This window comes from Streptococcus rifensis (assembly GCF_053203525.1).
The window spans coordinates 126,458-145,171 of sequence record NZ_JBRUCW010000001.1; the positions used below are offsets into that span (position 1 = coordinate 126,458).

The window sequence follows — 18,714 nt, forward strand, 5'->3', positions numbered from 1 at the left end:
CCTTTTTTTCTAAAATATTAGAAAATTCTTCCTATTTCTGGTATAATGGGGAGAAAGATTTTGGGGTGAATTCAGTGTTGAAGCCATTTACTGTTAAAAAGCAATTGTTGATTGGAGGGCTAATGTTACTATTAACTCTCTTTGTAACTTCAGCAATTAGTCTTTTTGTCATCATAAGGCCCTACCGCAAGGACAAGGAAGAAGCCATCAAAATCGCGAACCAGTACACTGGCTTAGAGACGGTCGACTCTTACTCTCTGTTTCATTTTGATGAAAGCTATTATAGCTTGTCTGGATCGACAGATAGTCAAGACATACATGTTCTCATCCCTCAAGACGGTGGACAAATTCTTACTTTTTCAGCTGAGGAAGGTGTTTCAGCAAATGAAGTGAAAGAAGCTGTTCAGAAACTAGGAACTCAGCAAATTAAGCGGGTGACTTTAGGAATTATTGATAATCAGCCTGTTTGGGAAGTTTTTTCCGATGGGCAATTCTTTTATTTTAATTTTAAAACAGGAGAACAAGTCTCCGAGGAGGATATATGAAACTGTCAAAGCGCATTAGAGAGATGGAAGAAAGCATCACCTTAAAAGCTGCTGCTAAAGCGAAAGCATTAAAAGCAGAAGGTCGTGATATTCTTAGTTTAACGGTTGGTGAACCTGATTTTATAACACCTGTTCACATTCAGAATGCTGCGATTGCCTCTATCCAAGATGGGACAGCGAGTTTTTATACAGTAGCGAGTGGCTTACCTGCTTTAAAACAGGCCATTAGCAAGCACTTTGAAACCTTTTATGGTTATTCTTTAGCACCGAATCAAATTGTCGCCGGGACAGGGGCTAAGTTCATTCTCTATGCTTTCTTCATGGCGGTTCTTGATCCTGAGGACGAAGTGATCATACCGACGCCATACTGGGTGAGTTATGCTGATCAAGTTAAACTCGCTGAAGGTGTGCCTGTTTTCGTGGAGGCTACAGAAACAAACGCTTTTAAAGCAACAGTAGACCAACTTGAAGCAGCCAGAACGGATAAAACAAAAGTGCTCCTGCTAAATTCACCATCAAACCCTACGGGAATGATATACGATCGTGATGAGTTACAGGCCATCGGTGATTGGGCTGTGGAACATGATGTCTTGATTCTGGCGGATGATATTTATGGTCGACTAGTATACAATGGAAACCAATTTACACCTATTTCATCCTTGTCAGGAGCTATTCGCAAGCAGACGATTGTCGTTAATGGTGTTTCTAAATCTTACTCCATGACAGGATGGCGGGTTGGTTATGCAACAGGGGATTCAGAAATCATCTCTAGCATGGCTAAAATGATCAGTCAAACGACTTCTAATTTAACAGCAGCAGCTCAATACGCGGCCATTGAAGCTTTGGAAGGTCCACAAGATTCAGTCGAAGAAATGCGTCAAGCCTTTGAAGAGCGTCTCAATACGATTTACCCTCTTTTGACTGAAATCCCTGGCTTTAGCTGTCTTAAGCCCCAAGGAGCCTTTTATTTCTTCCCAGATGTCTCTGAGGCGATGAAGATGAAGGGCTATGCCAATGTCACTGATTTTACGGATGCTATTCTAGAAGAAACAGGTGTAGCTGTCGTCACAGGTGATGGATTTGGTGCGCCCAATAATCTGCGTCTGAGCTATGCTACTGATTTAGAAACCTTAAAAGAGGCCGTCCGTCGCATTAAAGCCTATATGGAAGCTTAATAAACTCACAATAAACGAGCACCGAGTGTTCTAAGACGTTTGGCCAAATTCTTTGGTATAGGACGTTTCCACTCGGATTTGCTTCGTTAGGTCCAATTATGGCTGTCAGGTGACTGATAGAATTCCTTGGACGACACGATTAAACCATAGAGAAAGAGAACTACAGAGAGAAATGTCTACAGAACTAATAACCATTAAAGATATTCCGCAATATGTTGGCCAAGAAGTGATCATTGGTGCATGGGTTGCTAATAAATCAGGAAAAGGAAAAATTGCTTTTCTACAACTTCGAGATGGAACTGCTTTTTTCCAAGCCGTAGCTTTTAAGCCAAACTTTTTAGAAAAATTTGGTGAAGAAGAAGGAGCTGCTAAGTTTGATACAATCAAACGCCTTAGTCAAGAAACATCTGTTTATGTGACAGGTATTGTCAAAGAAGATGAGCGTTCTAAGTTTGGTTATGAGCTTGATGTGACGGATATAGAAGTGATTGGGGAATCTGTGGATTATCCGATTACACCAAAAGAGCATGGGACAGATTTCTTAATGGATCACCGTCACCTCTGGCTGCGCTCGCGTCGTCAAACGGCTATTATGCAAATCCGTAATGCCATTTTGATGGCTTCAACAGAGTTCTTCGACAAAAACGGCTTTATCAAGTTCGATAGCCCAATTTTGTCAGGAAATGCTGCTGAAAATACTACTGAGCTTTTTGAAACAGATTATTTTGGAACTCCAGCTTTCCTTAGTCAATCAGGTCAGTTGTACCTTGAGGCAGGAGCAATGGCGCTTGGACGTGTGTATGACTTTGGGCCAGTTTTCCGTGCGGAAAAATCGAAAACTCGTCGTCACTTGACAGAATTCTGGATGATGGATGCTGAGTACCCATTCTTGACGCATGACCAATCTCTTGATTTGCAAGAAGCCTATGTTAAAGCTTTAATCCAAGGTGTCCTTGACCGTGTTCCACAAGCATTGGAAACCTTAGAACGTGATATCGACGCACTGAAACGCTATGTGGCAGAACCGTTCAAGCGCGTGGCCTATGACGATGCGATTACACTCTTACAAGAACATGCTAACGACGAGGATGCAGACTACGAGCCAATCGCACATGGCGATGACTTTGGTTCACCTCATGAAACGTGGATTTCCAATTACTTTGGCGTGCCAACCTTCGTGGTTAACTACCCAGCAAGCTTTAAAGCCTTTTACATGAAACCAGTTCCTGGAAACCCAGAGCGCGTGCTCTGTGCGGACCTTTTGGCACCAGAAGGTTATGGTGAAATTATCGGTGGGTCTGAGCGTGAAACCGACTACGACAAGCTCTTAGCCAAAATCGAAGAAGAAGGCCTTAATCCAGAAGATTACGCTTTCTACCTTGATCTCCGTAAATATGGGTCAGTCCCACACTGTGGATTTGGACTTGGTCTGGAGCGGATGGTAACCTTTGTAGCAGGAACCAAGCATATTCGTGAAGCCATTCCATTCCCACGGATGTTGCATCGGATTAAACCTTAAAACTGATTTTGAGGGCGCGTCAGCGCTCTTTTTTCATAAAAACATGCGAAATGCTTGCTTTATTCCGAAATTATGGTAGAATGTAAGGAGTTTGAAAAAACTGACCTAAGACAGCAGGGGGATTTAATCCATAAACATCCTGCCGAGGCACAAATCGTTAACTAAAATTTTTAACATTTGTACTTTCGTGTCTAGGTCTGGGCGCGTTTTTTCTTTGGAAAGACCCACCCAGCCAAAATAAAAACGGAGGTAAACTAATGAGCCAAGCAAGTATTGCTAAAAAAGCAGAACTCGTTGATATTGTTGCAGAAAAAATGAAAGCAGCAGCATCTATCGTTGTCGTAGACGCCCGTGGTTTGACTGTAGAACAAGACACTGTTCTTCGTCGTAACTTGCGTAACGAAGGAATCGAGTACAAAGTTATCAAAAATGGTATCTTGCGCCGTGCAGCTGAAAAAGCTGGTTTGGAAGGTATGAACGATGTTTTCGTTGGTCCTACAGCTGTTGCATTTTCTAACGAAGATGTCGTTGCACCTGCGAAAGTTATTTTTGATTATACTAAGACTGCAGATGCACTTGAAATCAAAGGTGGTGCTATCGAAGGTAAAGTCGCTTCAGTGGAAGACGTCAAAGCCCTTGCAACATTGCCAAGCCGCGAAGGGTTGCTGTCTATGCTCCTTTCAGTACTTCAAGCGCCTGTTCGCAACGTGGCACTCGCTGTCAAAGCTGTCGCAGACAGCAAAGAAAATGCAGCCTAAGGCTGTTAGTAGCTTAAGACTACAAAAATACTATTTTATTTAAAAACATTTTGGAGGAAATTACAATGGCATTGAACATTGAAAACATTATTGCTGACATTAAAGAAGCTTCAATCCTTGAATTGAGCGAACTCGTAAAAGCTATCGAAGAAGAATTTGGTGTAACTGCAGCTGCTCCTGTAGCTGTAGCTGCTGGTGGCGGAGATGCTGGTGCTGCAGAAGCGAAAGATTCATTCGATATCGAATTGACTGCTGCTGGCGACAAAAAAGTTGGCGTTATCAAGGTTGTTCGTGAAATCACAGGTCTTGGTCTTAAAGAAGCTAAAGAACTTGTTGATGGCGCACCAGGCGTTATCAAAGAAGGCGTTGCTGCTGCAGAAGCAGAAGAATTCAAAACTAAGCTTGAAGAAGCTGGCGCTAGCGTAACTCTTAAATAAGAAGCACATAGCAATTTGAGAGCGGAAGCCCGATTTACCAGTCTTTTAGAGCTTATAGCGATTTAAAGAAACTGATAATTTGATTTGGTTTCCTGCCAAAAATCCTGCCAAAAAATCTTTGGCAGGATTTTTATTTTTATATAAATATACTGTGCAGAATTGCTATTCTTCAACATTTGTATTTGTAGAAATATATTTTTATGTGAGCGAGAACATTTCAATAAGTGTTCTCGCTTTTTTTATTTTCAGGAGGAAAAACATGCAGAAGGAAGAACAGTCATCACGTCAAATCGTGATGTGTCATCTCATTGCTATCATGGGAATAAATATTGAGAAAGCAACTCAGTTAATTACTGAAATGGAAGAGTCAGGGCTAATTCAATTTGATGAGTTAGGAAATGTCGGTTTATTAGTGTTGGAGGGACAATCATGAAACGTATTACCGCAAATCACTATCAAACGTCAGAGCGTTACTATAAGCTCCCAAAACTTTTGTTTGAGAGTGATCGATATAAGGACATGAAACTTGAAGTTAAAGTAGCTTATGCTGTTCTCAAAGATCGCTTGGAATTATCTCTGAGTAAAGGTTGGATTGATGAAGATGGGGCTATCTATTTGGTCTATTCCAACTCCAAGCTCATGGCACTACTTGGCTGTTCCAAGTCAAAGTTACTGACGATTAAGAAAACCTTACGAGAGTATGGCTTGATTGATGAAGTCCAACAGTCTTCCAGTGAAAAAGGGCGAATGGCTAATAAGATTTACTTAGGGGAGTTGGAACATGAAGCTACCCCAGTCTTAAATTCAGACGGGGGTAGTGTTCAAAAAATACCAGGGGGGTATCAAAATCAGCCGGGGCCAGTCTTAAATTCAGCCACTAGTGAGACTGAAGTTAGTGAGACTGATATGAGTGAAACTAAAGAGAGTGAGTCAGTCATTGAGAACGAGGAGGAGAAAGAAAGTCTAACAAGTATGAAATGTGACAATGACAATTTTCAACGTAAAGTAGACAGAGTCACAAGATACGACAGAGATTACATTTGGGGCTTGGTACATGATCAGTTGAGACAAGTTGGTCTATCACAGGCTGCTAGTGATTATGCCATGATTTATTTTGATCATCGGTATCAGTACGCTTTAGAGAATATGAGGTTTGCGGACAGAACAGAAACGATAGCGGAATATGTCTTTAATGGCGTCTTATCCGAATGGACTAAGGTCCAACGCTTAAAAGACCTAAAAGGGGGGTGAGTAAGATGTTTTGGTGGATATTATTAAGTATTTGGGGATTAGGAATGATTTGGTTTATTTTTGAACTTATAACTGCCCCAGAAATGGAAGATCATTGTTAAGAAAGGACGTTACGCAAGAAGTAAGGTCCTTTTTAATTTTGTCAGAAAGGAATGAGAGACATGAAGTTTTTAGATTTGTTTGCAGGAATTGGAGGCTTTCGACTGGGGTTAACTCGGCAAGGCCATGAGTGTATTGGCTTTTGTGAGATTGATAAGTTTGCGAGGAAATCTTACAAGGCCATCTATGAGACCGAAGGAGAAATTGAATTTCATGATATTAGACAAGTCACAGACCAAGACTTTAGACAACTTAGAGGGCAAGTGGACATCATCTGTGGGGGATTCCCTTGCCAGGCATTTTCACTCGCAGGCAGACGATTGGGATTTGAGGATACTAGGGGAACTTTGTTCTTTGAGATTGCTCGAGCGACCAAACAGATCCAACCACGTTTTTTATTCCTCGAAAATGTCAAGGGCTTACTCAGTCACGACAAGGGAGAGACATTTCGAACAATCCTCGCCACATTGGATGAGTTGGGGTATGATGTCGAATGGCAGGTGCTTAACAGTAAAGATTTCCAGGTGCCGCAAAACCGTGAAAGAATTTTTATTGTCGGACATTCTAGAAGATACCGTCCCCGATTCCTATTTCCTCTCAGAGGAGAAAACAGCTCAGCTAGTCTTGAACGATTAGGTAATGTTAATCCGTCAGGCAAAGGGATGAATGGAGAAGTCTATTTATCACGTGGGATAGCACCAATCTTAACCAGAGGAAAAGGTGAGGGAACTAAAATTGCCATTCCTGTTTTAACTCCTGATAGGCTAGAAAAACGCCAACATGGGAGGCGCTTTAAAGGGAACGATGATCCAATGTTTACTTTAACTAGCCAAGATCGGCATGGTGTAGTTGTCGCAGGAACTTTACCAACTTCTTTTATCCAAACTGGACGAGTTTATGATCTTTCAGGGCTTTCTCCAACGTTGACAACCATGCAAGGAGGGGATAAAGTTCCTAAGATTCTCTGTCGTGAAGAAGCGCCACATTTGAAAATTAGGGAAGCGACCAAACTAGGCTATGCCAAGGCAATAGTGGGAGATTCTGTCAACCTTGCTTCCCCAGAGTCTACCAAACGCAGAGGACGAGTGGGAAAGGGGATTTCAAATACTTTAACAACTTCTGACAATATGGGAGTGGTTGTTGCTGCTTTGGAATACCGTAAGGACAAGTGGTATGAAGTGACTGGAATAATCCTAGATGGAAAACTGTATCGGTTGAGAATCAGACGCCTAACCCCAAGAGAGTGTTTCAGGCTCCAAGGATTTCCTGATTGGGCTTATCAAAGGGCAGAGAGCGTATCCAGTAAAAGTCAGTTGTATAAACAGGCCGGAAATAGCGTGACCGTAACCGTTATTGAAGCCATTGCTAGAGAATTTAGAAAGATTGAAGAGGAAGAAGAACATGACATTATTACACACTAAGAGTATTAGGGAATGCACAGAACTGGAAGAAGCCATTCATCAAGAAGAAATGGATAATATCATGAATTTAGTCTTTGAGTTACCAGATTATGACTGTGAACTTTCAGTAACCTATATTGATGACTATCATAAAAATTATTGGTCGCCTTACTTTTTAGAGTCAAACTTACATCGTATAGAAGAGTTACTCCAAAATGAAGACCTTATAAATGGAGTGGATGTCTTTTTAACTGAAGAGAACGATCTAGCTTTTAAAGTCTATGGTCAGAGCTATTCATATCAGGAAAATGTTGGTATCTTAACGGCACTTGTGACTGTGACATGTTTTGGGGAAGGCAGGTCACCGATTGATATGAGTAAGGTGTTCACACCACCAACTCAAGAAATGGTGCTAATCGTATAGATGGTCTAGGTATAGGCTATCAAAAATCTAAGAATGACAACCAATAGAAAGGTTGAAGAGGAAGAAACATGAAATTACTACATGAAAAAAGTATCTTAGACTGCTCAGATCTTGAGTTAGAAATACATTATGCTGAAACAGAACGACAGGACAGCCTAATTGCTAGTCTACCAGACTATGATTGTGATGTCATGGTCGTCTACGAGGATAGTTATCACAAAGAGAAAATTTCACCAAAGCTGTTTGAATCAAATCTTAAGAATTATCAAGAATTTATTCAGAATGAGGATCTAAAAAATGGTGGGGATGCCTTTTTAACAGATGAAAATCATTTAGCATTCAGAACTTATGGTCAGTTGTACAAATACAAAGGTCAATATGAAATGGTCCAATGTCTTATAACAATTAAATGCTACGGTGAAGGCATGTCACCTATTGATATGAGTAAGGTGTTTACCCCACCAACTCAAGCATTAGAGAAGGAGCTATCTGTGTAGGAGGAAGCGATGTTAGAAATCTATTTAAGTCGAAATACCAGTCGGAATCAAAAACTCCTGTCTTTTTGTGACTCGCATGGTATTTCCTACTCCTGTAAAGAAGTGAGTCATCTATCACGTGAAGAATTACTGAGGTTGTTTACCAAAAGCAGTGATTGTTTTACGCTCTTATCCCCTTCGCTACAACGATTTAAAGGTCATAGAGAGATGAAATTGAGTGAGTTAGTGACGGTAGTTCTACGGAAACCTGACCAGAATCTTCGTCTCCCACTTGTGGTTTGTGAGGATAACGTGTATCCCGATATGAGTTTAGAAGAAGCGAGGACCTTTCTTCCGAGAAGTCAAAAAGTGGTTTCCTTTCGTGAATATCTTTTTAAGGACATGACGACATAAGGAGGAGCTATGAACGAACGCTTTTGGGAAAATTTGGAAATTATCGTTATGGAAAAAGGACTGTCATGGGCTGACCTTGCTCGACAGATGTTTAAGGGACAATACGTCTACCCTAGTGAGTTTAAGCGCCTCTACCAAACCTTTCGTCACTACAAATCTCATCGTCTCATGCCACAAGTCAAATGGGTGGAGACAATAGTGACCGTCTTAGAGATTGACTATGAAGATTTGTTTAGGAGGTAGAGATGAAACGTTTAGTAGTCATGTACGGAGCCATTCATGTTAATGTCTTCCTAGTGAGTGTGTACCTAGTTGGTTTGCTAAATGGGGCATGGTTAACAGTTTTACAAGTGACGTTTCTAGCCCTGCTATTGTGGAGCTGGAAAAGGTTTAAGATACCGAAAAGAAACCTATCCTTGAAGGAGAGAGGGCTTTGGGTACTTGGTAGTCTAGGTGTCATGGTAAGTATTGCTCTTATCATGAGTGCTATGTTTTCAGGAAGTGAGGCAAATCAAGAAACGTTAGTGATTGTTCAAAACCAGATTCCTGTTCTGTCCTTTATTCTTTTTCTCCTTAATGCCAGTGTCGTGGAAGAAGTCTTTTACCGAGAAGTGTTGTGGGGACTCTTGTCTCAACCAATGAGTCAAGTTGTGTTAACGAGTCTCCTCTTTGCCTTAGCCCACCACCCCTCTAGTTTATTCACTTGGGTGCTTTATGGGAGTTTAGGTCTCACACTTGGTGTGGTGAGAGGGCAAACAGACTGCTTGAACTCAACTCTCGTTCATCTGTCTTGGAACAGTATCGCTTTTCTCCTATCTATATTGTGATACCAAAATCAAGGGTGCTTTCGTATCATGAAAGCACCCTATTGTTTTGATGGGGAATCATATAAAGGAGGAAATGATGTCATCCGAACAACAGGAACGCCAAGCTATTCAATATGCGGAACGGAGTGCTATGTTTACGGTAAAGGTCCTTCTCAAACTCTTAGAGTGGTCAGCTAGACACGCCCTAGCACAAGACTCGGCTTATAAGATTGGGGTTCAAAAGTTAGAAGAACTCCTTCAAAGTCCTTATGCCATTGAGTCGCTGAATATCTCAAAAGACATCTTGGATAAACCCGTTGATGTCGAAAAATTTAAGGAATTGGTGCAGTCAGAGCACCTTCCTATTGCCATTAGTTGGCAAGGAGATTACCTTCATTTCTATGCTAAGGATAAGTCGCTCTTAGACAAGCACTTAGATGAGTTGCTTCAGAAGTTGGTTTCCAATCCAGAAAAACTGAAAGGGCTAACTATGGATAAAACTCTTGATGAGGAAATCGCACAAGCCAAGGAACAGATTGTGATGTCAGAACCCTCTGCTGTGAAAACAAAGGAGGTCATTCTCTAATGGTCTCAGGGAAAAAAGCCTTTATTTTTGGCGTATTAGGACTTGCTCTTGGCTATTTCTGCCATAGACTAGTCTTGCTTTACGATAGTCTACCTAATCAACCGCCCTTGGAACGTCTTGTCTATCTCTTAGGAGAGGGACAGAATCAGGTCTTAAATCCCTTGTGGAATGGAAATTTCACTGGCAAATCAGTTTTAGGCTTTTGCTTTGGGCTTGTGACGATGGGCCTAGTCTATCTTTATGTTTCAACTGGTCAAAAGGTTTACCGGGAAGGGGCTGAGTATGGTTCTGCTCGCTTTGGAAACAATCGTGAGCGTAAATCCTTTCTCAGTAAGAATCCCTTTAATGACACCATTTTGTCACGAAATGTTAGGCTAACCCTGTTAGAAAAGAAAGCCCCACAGTTTGACCGAAACAAGAACCTTGTGGTCATTGGTGGGTCTGGTAGCGGGAAGACCTTTCGATTTGTCAAACCCAATCTGATTCAGCTAAACTGTTCCAATATTGTCGTTGACCCTAAGGATCACTTAGCTGAAAAGACAGGGAAGCTCTTTTTAGAGCATGGCTATCAGGTCAAGGTCTTAGACCTTGTAAACATGATTAACTCAGATGGCTTTAATCCTTTTCGTTATGTGGAAACGGAGAATGATTTGAACCGTATGCTTACGGTCTATTTCAATAATACCAAAGGCAATGGCAGTCGCAGTGATCCTTTTTGGGATGAAGCTTCCATGACCTTAGTGAGAGCCATTTCCTCTTACTTGGTGGATTTTTACAATCCTCCAGGTAGTACAAAGGAAGAAGCAGACAGTCGTCGTAAGAGTGGGCGTTACCCCTCTTTTTCTGAAATTGGAAAACTCATCAAGCTCTTATCCAAAGGAGAAAATCAAGATAAGAGTGTCTTAGAAGTGATGTTTGAGACCTATGCCAAGAGATATGGGACAGAAAACTTCACCATGCGTAACTGGGCAGACTTCCAAAACTACAAGGATAAGACCTTGGATTCGGTGATTGCTGTCACAACAGCTAAGTTTGCCCTCTTTAATATCCAATCCGTCATTGATTTAACCAAACGTGACACCTTGGACTTAAAAACATGGGGAACGCAGAAAACCATGGTCTATCTCGTTATTCCAGATAATGACACCACCTTTCGGTTTCTTTCAGCCCTTTTTTTCTCCACCGTCTTTTCAACCTTAACGAGACAAGCTGATGTGGACTTTAAGGGGCAACTGCCTATCCACGTCAGAAGTTATCTAGATGAATTTGCCAATGTCGGTGAAATTCCAGACTTTGCGGAACAAACCTCAACAGTTCGCTCACGGAACATGAGTCTCGTACCCATTCTTCAAAACATTGCCCAACTTCAAGGGCTTTATAAGGAGAAGGAGGCTTGGAAAACCATTCTAGGAAACTGTGACAGTTTGCTTTATCTTGGTGGCAATGATGAAGAGACCTTCAAGTTCATGAGTGGTCTCTTAGGCAAACAAACCATTGATGTGAGAAGTACCAGTCGGTCATATGGCCAAACAGGGTCTGGGTCAACGTCTCATCAGAAAATTGCAAGGGATCTCATGACTCCTGATGAAATTGGAAAAATGAAACGTGATGAGTGCTTGGTGAGAATTGCAGGGGTTCCTGTTTTTAAGGAGAAAAAGTTCTTTCCTTTGAAACATAAGAACTGGCAATACCTGGCGGATAAGGAGTCAGATGAACGTTGGTGGCATTACCACATTGACCCACTAGAAACAGAGGAAGTTCCGTTTGAACCCTCTGACCATAAGGTCAGAGATTTAAGTACAGAAAACACACTACACTAATAGAAAAGAGGAATCGTATGAACCAAAAATTAACAGGCTTTGTTTATGGCGTGGACGCTAGTTCCATGTTTGCCCAAGCCATGGCGCTCTTACAAAAAGGAATGGTTGCGACAGGCGCCTTTCTTGTCGTCATGGGCATTATTAACCTATCAACCAATATCAAGGATGGTGGACCTGGTGTCCGCAATGCCATCTTAGAAATTGTGGGGGGTGTTATGGTAGGTGCCGCAGGTGCCTTCATCACCCAAATTACCATTTAGGAGGGCTAAGTATGACATGAACAACACATTACCTTCATCTTTTGTCTTTCTAGCCTCGGAGAAAATTTCAAGCGATAGCCTATTTGAAGGCTTTAACGTTGACTTGGAATCGACGGCCAACTTGGTCAAATCCCTTGCGGATTATAACCCAACCGTTTGGTCTTATATGTCAGCTATCACAAAAGGAGTGATGCAACCATTGGGAGTGGCTATTTTAGCAGTCGTTTTAGTCCTTGAGTTCTCGAAGATGGCTAAGAAAATCGCCAACTCAGGTGGTGCCATGACTTTTGAAGCTATTGCTCCTATGATTGTCTCTTATATCATGGTGGCTGTGGTCATTACAAACACCACCGTTATTGTAGAAGCCATCTTAGCCGTTGCTTCTCACATCATTGAAGGCGTAGCTGGTGTCGTTTCTCATGGGGGAACGACTTATGAGACCATTTCAGGACTTAAAGGGTCAGGAATTATTGGAAAACTCATTGTTGGCTTTTTTGCCATTCTGATATGGTTAGTGCGATTGGTTAGTGTGATGGTGGTGAATCTCCTCATTACCATTCGCTTTATCCAACTTTATCTCATGATTCCATTTGCGCCTTTAACGATTCCGACTTTCCTTAGTGACGATTGGCGAAGCGTTGGGATTGGCTACCTGAAAAACATCATGGTCTATGCTCTCCAAGGTGTCTTGATTTTCTTAATCATCTCCCTTGTTCCCCTCTTTGAATCAGCTGGGAAATTGGCTCTCTCAAATGGGGCGGGAGTGATGGAGACGCTAGCGACTGCCTTTGGTGGTTTAGTTCAGGCTATTTTATTGATCATTGCCTTGGTGGGCAGTCAACGGACTGCGAGAAGTATCCTAGGCATGTGAGAGTAGGACAGGAATCGGTACTGCTTTGCAGTCGATTACGTCGTCCTACCTCCGCAAGGACGACTAGAACTGTCATAGCTAGGAACTAGCGAAGAGAGTTCAGACGTCTACTGCGTCAAATTCATTAAACCATTCAAACTGGACTGAGATTTCCATCTTAGTCCTTTTATCAAAGAAGGAGATAATACTTATGAATACACGTGTTTTTAAGGACATCACAAAAGTTCAACACAGGGCTTGGCTAGGTTTTACCACACGACAAGTTATTTTTGTATTACCAGCCATTGCTATTACCATCCTGATTTTAGGGTTAAACCTCTTTTATTGGCAATTTGGGGATTGGTTTGTCTATGGTCTTATCTTTACTTTTACCATTCCCCTCATGTTATTTGGGGTCTATCGCCCTAATGACTTACCTTTTGAAACGTATCTTAATTATAAATGGCATTATGAAATGACCATACCAGACCGTACACTAACTGGACAGAAAGGAATACAACGTGAAAAAAACAAATCGCTCAATGAAACCAAAGACCTCTTCTAAACACAAGAAGACACGTAAACCAAAAGAAGAAGTGCTACCAACAACTGTTAATACGCTTCTTTACCAAGCCCTTTTTCCTAATGGTCTCATGCAAGTCACCCCAGATTATTTTTCTCAGTCCTATCTTTTAGGAGATGTCAATTACCAAACGGTTGGTTTGGAGGATAAGGGAGCCATTATGGAAACCTATTCGGACTTGATTAACAGTTTGGATGACAAGACCAATTTCCAACTTACTATTTTTAACCAGAGGGTCAACTTGGATAAGTTTAGAAAGGGTGTCTTGTATCCTTTTCATGAGGATGGCTACGATACCTATCGGGAAGAACTCAACCGTATTATGGAAAATAACCTTGAAGCTGGAGAAAATAACTTTTCAGCTGTTAAATTCATCTCTTTTGGGAAATCAGACCAAAATCCGAAACTCGCTTATCGCTCTCTGTCTCAGATTGGGGAATACTTCAAGAGTGGTTTTTCTGAAATTGATGCGAACTTTACCCTCCTCAGTGGAGAAAGCCGTGTGAATCACTTGGCTGATATGTTGCGTGGGGAAAATCATTTGCCCTTTACTTATCAAGACCTGGTGCGTTCAGGACAAACAACCAAGCACTTTATTGCCCCAACCAGTCTGTCCTTTAAGCACAAAAATCATATTGAAATGGATGATAGACTGCTTCAGATTGTCTATGTTCGTGACTATGGGATGGAGTTGGGAGATAAGTTCTTACGAGAACTCATGCAGTCGGATTTGGAAGTGATGATTAGTCTCCATGCCAAAGGGTCAGCCAAGTCAGAAGCCATGACCAAGCTCCGTACCAAGAAGACTTTGATGGAATCGCAAAAAATTGGGGAACAACAAAAGATGGCACGATCTGGCGTATATCTTGAAAAGGTTAGTCAGGTCCTAGAAAGTAACATCGATGAAGCCGATGAGCTGATTAAAACCATGACGCAAACAGGCGACAAGCTCTTTGACACCCTCTTTGTGATTGGGGTCTTTGCGGATAACGAAGACCAATTGAAGCACTCCCTTGATATTATCAAACAAGTGGCAGGTTCTAATGACCTTGTGATTGATAATCTGACCTATATGCAAGAAGCTGCCTTTAATAGCTTATTGCCATTTGGGAAGAACTACCTTGAGGGTGTGTCTCGGTCTCTTTTGACCTCAAACATTGCCGTCAACTCCCCATGGACCTCTGTTGACCTACAAGATAAGGGCGGGAAGTTTTATGGGATAAACCAGCTTTCAAGTAACATTATTACTATTGACCGTGGGAAGCTCAATACCCCATCAGGATTGATTCTAGGGACATCAGGTGCTGGTAAAGGGATGGCGACTAAGCATGAAATCATCTCAACCAAGTTAAAAGAAGCAGAGACTGATACCGAAATCATCATTGTAGACCCTGAAAATGAGTACAGTATCATTGGTCAAGCCTTTGGTGGGGAAAGTATTGACATTGCGCCTGACTCTACCACTTTCTTAAACGTTTTAGACTTATCCGATGACAATATGGATGAAGACCCTATTAAGGTCAAATCTGAATTTCTATTGTCTTGGATTGGGAAACTCTTAGACCGGAAAATGGACGGTCGAGAAAAGTCCCTAATTGACCGTGTAACACGGCTAACCTATAAACATTTTGACACACCATCTCTCGTGGAATGGGTCTTTGTTCTTTCTAAACAACCTGAACAAGAAGCCAAGGACTTAGCCCTTGACATGGAACTCTATGTGGAAGGGTCACTCGACATTTTCTCACACCGTACTAATATTAAAACGGATAGCCATTTCCTCATTTACAATGTCAAAAAATTAGGGGATGAATTGAAGCAGATTGCCCTCATGGTCATCTTTGACCAGATTTGGAATCGCGTGGTTAAAAACCAAAAACTTGGCAAGAAGACCTGGATTTACTTTGATGAAATGCAGCTTCTGTTGCTGGATAAGTACGCTTCTGATTTCTTCTTTAAATTATGGAGCCGTGTCCGTAAGTATGGCGCCATTCCAACAGGCATTACTCAAAACGTAGAAACCTTACTTCTTGATGCCAACGGCAGACGTATTATCGCTAATAGCGAGTTCATGATACTTCTAAAACAAGCTAAGAGTGACCGAGAAGAGTTGGTTCATCTTTTGGGCTTATCTAAAGAACTTGAGAAATACTTGGTTAATCCAGAAAAGGGAGCTGGATTGATTAAGGCAGGCTCAACTGTTGTTCCCTTTAGAAATAAAATCCCACTTCAAACCCAACTCTTTGACATCATGAGTACCGATCCAGAAAAGATGAGGGCTGAACAATGACAAGAGAGCAAGAGAAGGTCAAGGTTGCCCGTAAAACCTTTCAGAGTAGTTTAAAGGCTAGCCGTATCCATTACCGCAGGGAGAAGAAGGGGCTGAAACGCTCTTTTCCGAAACGACGCTTTATCATGCGCCGAGCTGAGAAAGCTGAATCAAGGGAACAACGTCAGACTCTGAAGCAAACCTATCAGGAGGAAAAAGACCTAGCGACAGATACCTTTAAGGAAGCGATTGCCTATGTGTCTCCCAGATGGCTAAAAAGTAAGGAAATTAAAAAGTATCGCCTTCCTCAAGCTAGACAGCGCCTAGCAGTAGCAAGAAAACACTTGGCAGAGGTCAAGATGGCCGAAAAAGAGGAGGCTGTTACCTCTAAGTTTACTTATCAGAAAAAGCGAACAGAATCAAAAACGTCACGGTTTCAGTTTCAAAAAGAAAAACCTCTTGAACGCCTTCAGGCAGAAAAAGAGGTGAAATCAGCTAAGCGTGACGTGAAACAACTGAAAAAAGCACATCAGTTTAAGAACCCCTCGACCAAGGTCAAACGAGGCTTACGCTATGTCGCCTCAGAATCACTGGATGTAGTCGCTCAAGATGATGACTTGGAGGGAATCAGAACCCTAAAAGAGTCTGTGATTAAAGGAAGACGCTATGGGAGATTTACTTATCAGTCAGGAAAACTCCTTGTCAAAAGTGGGCAGACAGGTCTTCGGTTTACGAAGACGAAAGTCGCTCATAGTAAGGAGCGGTATCAGAACTTTAAAAAGGGGAAAGGGTTCACCCGACAGAAGCCCCTAAAGCCCAAAAGGCGATACCACACCTTTCTCAAGCAAGCTAGAAGGCACAGTGTGTCAGGAATAACAAGGGTTATTCAAGCGATTAAGAATAGCCTGACCTTCTTTTCATCGATTGCCCTTAATCCTATGACTTGGGTGGTGTCAGGTCTCTTGTTTTTCTTGCTTCTGATGATGAGTTTTGTGATAGGAATTTCAGGAACCACTCTCATTCAACAGGATGAGAGTGAACTGACAAAAGCCTATACGCATATGACGTGGGAAGATGCGGAAAACACCCGAACTAACTCCACTGGCATTACCTACTACACCAAGATTGATGACGTCATGGGCTTTATGAATCTCAAGTATCAAGATTATGCTTTAGAAGAAGTCATGGAAAATGGGGATAAGACTTATCAAGCCTATCTCAGTCAACTTTGGCAGGACTTAAACGGTGGGGATTCTTTAAAATCTATGCTTGAGTTAAGTAAGGAGCCTGCCTATAAGCTCTCTGATGACGATAGAGAAGACTTAAAGGAATTAAGTGAGGAAGGTACCTACCTTGCCCTCCAAGAATTGGATAATCCATTTCAGGGACAGACTGAAGACGATGCGCTAACCATGACGGTCCGCTATGGCTATGAGGTGATTGATGACAAGCCAAAGCTTCATCATCATATCATTCTAGAAGCTAAAGAAAATCAAGTGATTGTGGCTCCCATGGATGGTAAGGTTTCCCTAGATGGCGAGAACATTATCATCACGTCAGGTAAGGGACTAAACAAGTCTCAATTGACCTTGTTTAATATCCATACTGGTCGAGTGAGCGATGGCCAAAAAGTCCAAGCAGGAGAAGTGATTGGTCAAACCAAGGATGGATCTGGTCTAAAAGTGACCTATCAAAAGGTTGACGATGATTCAGAGAAACTGGTTTACGTTAATCCAGCCTTTTACTTTCCTAAAGTCATTCAACTCCAAACGACGATTCTCCCTACCATTGGACAATTTGGAGGCGATGAGTTTGCGAGAGCCAAAGCTATCTATGAGTATTTGAAGAGTCAAGGGGCGACTAATCAAGCGATTGCGGCTATTTTAGGAAACTGGTCAGTAGAATCCTCAATCAATCCCAAACGAGCTGAAGGCGACTACTTATCTCCTCCTGTTGGGGCAACGGATAGTTCTTGGGACGATGAGGGGTGGTTGTCTCTAAATGGTCCAGCTATCTATAATGGCAGGTTCCCGAATATCCTAAGACGAGGGTTAGGCTTAGGGCAGTGGACAGATACAGCAGATGGGTCACGCAGGCATACCTTATTATTAGAGTATGCCAAACGAAAAAACCAGAAGTGGTATGACTTAGGCTTACAACTGGATTTTATGCTCAATGGGGACAATCCTTACTATACCAACTGGTTAAAAGACTTTTTCAAAAATTCAGGAAGCCCAGCTAGCCTTGCCCAAGTCTTTCTCATTTATTGGGAGGGAAATAGTGGTGATAAGCTCTTAGAACGTCAAACGAGAGCTACAGAGTGGTATTACCAAATTGAGAAAGGCTTTAGCCAACCAAATGGTGGAACCGCCCAGAGTGATCCAAAGGCGCTGGAAGCGGTTCGAGGAGACCTTTTTGACAACTCCGTTCCAGGTGGGGGTGACGGTATGGGTTATGCCTATGGGCAATGTACTTGGGGAGTGGCCGCTCGGATTAACCAATTGGGCTTGAAACTCAAAGGCCGAAACGGTGAAAAAATTCCAATCATCAGTACCATGGGGAATGGTCAAGATTGGGTGGCAACAGCAGCACGTCTTGGTGGTGAAACAGGCAAGCAACCAAAAGCAGGAGCGATTATTTCCTTTGCGGGAGGAGGTCATGGATCGCCAACAGAATACGGTCATGTCGCCTTTGTCGAGAAGGTTTACCCAGATGGATCTTTCCTCATCTCAGAGACCAATGTTAATGGTAATCCTAACTATACCTTCCGTAAGTTATCAGGAGTTGATAGTACGATTAGCTTTGCCTATACGACGAAATAATCTTAGAATACTTGTCTTTTTGTCCCTAATATTGTATGATATTTGGGACAAAGTAATCATCTCATCTAAACTTTAAGCGTGAACATAGGTGTTGACAAATAAGGAATTATCCCGTATAATAATAGTAAATAAAGGTTATAAATTACTTGTGGGCTAGTGGATATGGTCTGCACCCGCCTGTGGGCTCCGCACTCAGTTCAAACTGTTTGTTGAGAAAAAG

At 42.0% G+C, this 18,714-nt stretch carries 20 protein-coding genes and 1 other annotated feature; all 20 genes read left to right on the top strand.

Annotated elements, in window-relative coordinates:
- Nucleotides 1–122 precede the first annotated feature (122 nt).
- The 20 genes from ACVRYP_RS00585 (at nucleotide 123) to ACVRYP_RS00680 (ending at nucleotide 18,494) form a co-directional block, all read left to right on the top strand.
- Nucleotides 123–545 carry a cell wall elongation regulator TseB-like domain-containing protein gene (locus tag ACVRYP_RS00585; protein ID WP_447466882.1) on the top strand — a complete coding sequence of 141 codons (423 nt, stop codon included), beginning with the start codon at nucleotides 123–125 and terminating at the stop codon, nucleotides 543–545.
- A complete protein-coding gene (locus ACVRYP_RS00590; RefSeq protein ID WP_447466883.1) occupies nucleotides 542–1,720 on the top strand; it encodes a pyridoxal phosphate-dependent aminotransferase in 1,179 nt (392 codons plus the stop codon). The genes ACVRYP_RS00585 and ACVRYP_RS00590 overlap by 4 nt, the downstream gene beginning before the upstream one ends.
- Nucleotides 1,721–1,892: 172 nt before the next feature.
- On the top strand, nucleotides 1,893–3,239 hold the full coding sequence (gene asnS / locus ACVRYP_RS00595) for an asparagine--tRNA ligase (RefSeq protein WP_447466884.1): 1,347 nt from the start codon (nucleotides 1,893–1,895) through the stop codon (nucleotides 3,237–3,239).
- An 86-nt stretch (nucleotides 3,240–3,325) separates the two neighbouring features.
- Nucleotides 3,326–3,461 (top strand) — a sequence feature (ribosomal protein L10 leader region).
- A gap of 35 nt (nucleotides 3,462–3,496) precedes the next feature.
- The gene (gene rplJ, locus ACVRYP_RS00600) at nucleotides 3,497–3,997 is read left to right on the top strand and encodes a 50S ribosomal protein L10 (protein ID WP_447466885.1); all 501 of its coding nucleotides are present in this window, start codon (nucleotides 3,497–3,499) and stop codon (nucleotides 3,995–3,997) included.
- A gap of 65 nt (nucleotides 3,998–4,062) precedes the next feature.
- Nucleotides 4,063–4,434: a 50S ribosomal protein L7/L12 gene (rplL, locus tag ACVRYP_RS00605; protein ID WP_447466886.1), complete on the top strand. Its 372-nt coding sequence runs from the start codon at nucleotides 4,063–4,065 to the stop codon at nucleotides 4,432–4,434.
- A 259-nt stretch (nucleotides 4,435–4,693) separates the two neighbouring features.
- On the top strand, nucleotides 4,694–4,867 hold the full coding sequence (locus ACVRYP_RS00610) for a hypothetical protein (RefSeq protein ID WP_307122284.1): 174 nt from the start codon (nucleotides 4,694–4,696) through the stop codon (nucleotides 4,865–4,867).
- The gene (locus ACVRYP_RS00615; RefSeq protein ID WP_307122283.1) at nucleotides 4,864–5,685 is read left to right on the top strand and encodes a replication initiator protein A; all 822 of its coding nucleotides are present in this window, start codon (nucleotides 4,864–4,866) and stop codon (nucleotides 5,683–5,685) included. The genes ACVRYP_RS00610 and ACVRYP_RS00615 overlap by 4 nt, the downstream gene beginning before the upstream one ends.
- A 161-nt stretch (nucleotides 5,686–5,846) precedes the next feature.
- Nucleotides 5,847–7,205 (top strand): DNA (cytosine-5-)-methyltransferase, encoded by a 1,359-nt coding sequence (gene dcm / locus ACVRYP_RS00620; RefSeq protein WP_447466887.1) that lies wholly within the window; start codon nucleotides 5,847–5,849, stop codon nucleotides 7,203–7,205.
- Entirely contained in the window at nucleotides 7,186–7,608 is a 423-nt protein-coding gene (locus ACVRYP_RS00625; RefSeq protein ID WP_017649788.1) for a hypothetical protein, read from the top strand. The genes dcm and ACVRYP_RS00625 overlap by 20 nt, the downstream gene beginning before the upstream one ends.
- 68 nt (nucleotides 7,609–7,676) lie before the next feature.
- Nucleotides 7,677–8,105 carry a hypothetical protein gene (locus ACVRYP_RS00630; RefSeq protein ID WP_017649787.1) on the top strand — a complete coding sequence of 143 codons (429 nt, stop codon included), beginning with the start codon at nucleotides 7,677–7,679 and terminating at the stop codon, nucleotides 8,103–8,105.
- A gap of 9 nt (nucleotides 8,106–8,114) precedes the next feature.
- Nucleotides 8,115–8,498 (top strand): thioredoxin domain-containing protein, encoded by a 384-nt coding sequence (locus ACVRYP_RS00635; RefSeq protein WP_447466888.1) that lies wholly within the window; start codon nucleotides 8,115–8,117, stop codon nucleotides 8,496–8,498.
- Between the two features lie 9 nt (nucleotides 8,499–8,507).
- Nucleotides 8,508–8,741: a transcriptional regulator gene (locus tag ACVRYP_RS00640; RefSeq protein WP_447466889.1), complete on the top strand. Its 234-nt coding sequence runs from the start codon at nucleotides 8,508–8,510 to the stop codon at nucleotides 8,739–8,741.
- A gap of 2 nt (nucleotides 8,742–8,743) precedes the next feature.
- Nucleotides 8,744–9,325, top strand: coding sequence for a CPBP family intramembrane glutamic endopeptidase (locus ACVRYP_RS00645; protein ID WP_386702839.1), 582 nt, complete (start codon nucleotides 8,744–8,746; stop codon nucleotides 9,323–9,325).
- A 76-nt stretch (nucleotides 9,326–9,401) separates the two neighbouring features.
- The gene (locus tag ACVRYP_RS00650; protein ID WP_386702837.1) at nucleotides 9,402–9,890 is read left to right on the top strand and encodes a hypothetical protein; all 489 of its coding nucleotides are present in this window, start codon (nucleotides 9,402–9,404) and stop codon (nucleotides 9,888–9,890) included.
- Complete coding sequence (locus ACVRYP_RS00655) at nucleotides 9,890–11,710, top strand: VirD4-like conjugal transfer protein, CD1115 family (RefSeq protein WP_447466890.1); 1,821 nt, start codon at nucleotides 9,890–9,892, stop codon at nucleotides 11,708–11,710. The genes ACVRYP_RS00650 and ACVRYP_RS00655 overlap by 1 nt, the downstream gene beginning before the upstream one ends.
- Before the next feature lie 17 nt (nucleotides 11,711–11,727).
- Nucleotides 11,728–11,970, top strand: a complete 243-nt coding sequence (locus tag ACVRYP_RS00660; protein ID WP_001072180.1) for a hypothetical protein — start codon at nucleotides 11,728–11,730, stop codon at nucleotides 11,968–11,970.
- Nucleotides 11,971–11,986: 16 nt separating this feature from the next.
- Nucleotides 11,987–12,841: a VirB6/TrbL-like conjugal transfer protein, CD1112 family gene (locus ACVRYP_RS00665; protein WP_001066429.1), complete on the top strand. Its 855-nt coding sequence runs from the start codon at nucleotides 11,987–11,989 to the stop codon at nucleotides 12,839–12,841.
- Between the two features lie 190 nt (nucleotides 12,842–13,031).
- A complete protein-coding gene (locus tag ACVRYP_RS00670; RefSeq protein ID WP_307122765.1) occupies nucleotides 13,032–13,385 on the top strand; it encodes a PrgI family protein in 354 nt (117 codons plus the stop codon).
- On the top strand, nucleotides 13,342–15,693 hold the full coding sequence (locus tag ACVRYP_RS00675; RefSeq protein WP_447463839.1) for a VirB4-like conjugal transfer ATPase, CD1110 family: 2,352 nt from the start codon (nucleotides 13,342–13,344) through the stop codon (nucleotides 15,691–15,693). Before ACVRYP_RS00670 ends, ACVRYP_RS00675 begins: the two co-directional genes overlap by 44 nt.
- Nucleotides 15,690–18,494 carry a phage tail tip lysozyme gene (locus ACVRYP_RS00680; RefSeq protein WP_447466891.1) on the top strand — a complete coding sequence of 935 codons (2,805 nt, stop codon included), beginning with the start codon at nucleotides 15,690–15,692 and terminating at the stop codon, nucleotides 18,492–18,494. The genes ACVRYP_RS00675 and ACVRYP_RS00680 overlap by 4 nt, the downstream gene beginning before the upstream one ends.
- Nucleotides 18,495–18,714: the final 220 nt, after the last annotated feature.

Bases quoted from the DNA above. Each gene is read 5' to 3' on its own strand.
- ACVRYP_RS00660 (WP_001072180.1), top strand. From the start codon at position 11,728: ATGAACCAAAAATTAACAGGCTTTGTTTATGGCGTGGACGCTAGTTCC.
- rplJ (WP_447466885.1), top strand. From the start codon at position 3,497: ATGAGCCAAGCAAGTATTGCTAAAAAAGCAGAACTCGTTGATATTGTT.
- ACVRYP_RS00665 (WP_001066429.1), top strand. From the start codon at position 11,987: ATGAACAACACATTACCTTCATCTTTTGTCTTTCTAGCCTCGGAGAAA.
- ACVRYP_RS00645 (WP_386702839.1), top strand. From the start codon at position 8,744: ATGAAACGTTTAGTAGTCATGTACGGAGCCATTCATGTTAATGTCTTC.
- ACVRYP_RS00630 (WP_017649787.1), top strand. From the start codon at position 7,677: ATGAAATTACTACATGAAAAAAGTATCTTAGACTGCTCAGATCTTGAG.
- ACVRYP_RS00655 (WP_447466890.1), top strand. From the start codon at position 9,890: ATGGTCTCAGGGAAAAAAGCCTTTATTTTTGGCGTATTAGGACTTGCT.
- ACVRYP_RS00610 (WP_307122284.1), top strand. From the start codon at position 4,694: ATGCAGAAGGAAGAACAGTCATCACGTCAAATCGTGATGTGTCATCTC.
- ACVRYP_RS00635 (WP_447466888.1), top strand. From the start codon at position 8,115: ATGTTAGAAATCTATTTAAGTCGAAATACCAGTCGGAATCAAAAACTC.
- ACVRYP_RS00585 (WP_447466882.1), top strand. From the start codon at position 123: ATGTTACTATTAACTCTCTTTGTAACTTCAGCAATTAGTCTTTTTGTC.
- asnS (WP_447466884.1), top strand. From the start codon at position 1,893: ATGTCTACAGAACTAATAACCATTAAAGATATTCCGCAATATGTTGGC.
- ACVRYP_RS00615 (WP_307122283.1), top strand. From the start codon at position 4,864: ATGAAACGTATTACCGCAAATCACTATCAAACGTCAGAGCGTTACTAT.
- ACVRYP_RS00650 (WP_386702837.1), top strand. From the start codon at position 9,402: ATGTCATCCGAACAACAGGAACGCCAAGCTATTCAATATGCGGAACGG.
- ACVRYP_RS00670 (WP_307122765.1), top strand. From the start codon at position 13,032: ATGAATACACGTGTTTTTAAGGACATCACAAAAGTTCAACACAGGGCT.
- dcm (WP_447466887.1), top strand. From the start codon at position 5,847: ATGAAGTTTTTAGATTTGTTTGCAGGAATTGGAGGCTTTCGACTGGGG.
- ACVRYP_RS00590 (WP_447466883.1), top strand. From the start codon at position 542: ATGAAACTGTCAAAGCGCATTAGAGAGATGGAAGAAAGCATCACCTTA.
- rplL (WP_447466886.1), top strand. From the start codon at position 4,063: ATGGCATTGAACATTGAAAACATTATTGCTGACATTAAAGAAGCTTCA.
- ACVRYP_RS00680 (WP_447466891.1), top strand. From the start codon at position 15,690: ATGACAAGAGAGCAAGAGAAGGTCAAGGTTGCCCGTAAAACCTTTCAG.
- ACVRYP_RS00640 (WP_447466889.1), top strand. From the start codon at position 8,508: ATGAACGAACGCTTTTGGGAAAATTTGGAAATTATCGTTATGGAAAAA.
- ACVRYP_RS00625 (WP_017649788.1), top strand. From the start codon at position 7,186: ATGACATTATTACACACTAAGAGTATTAGGGAATGCACAGAACTGGAA.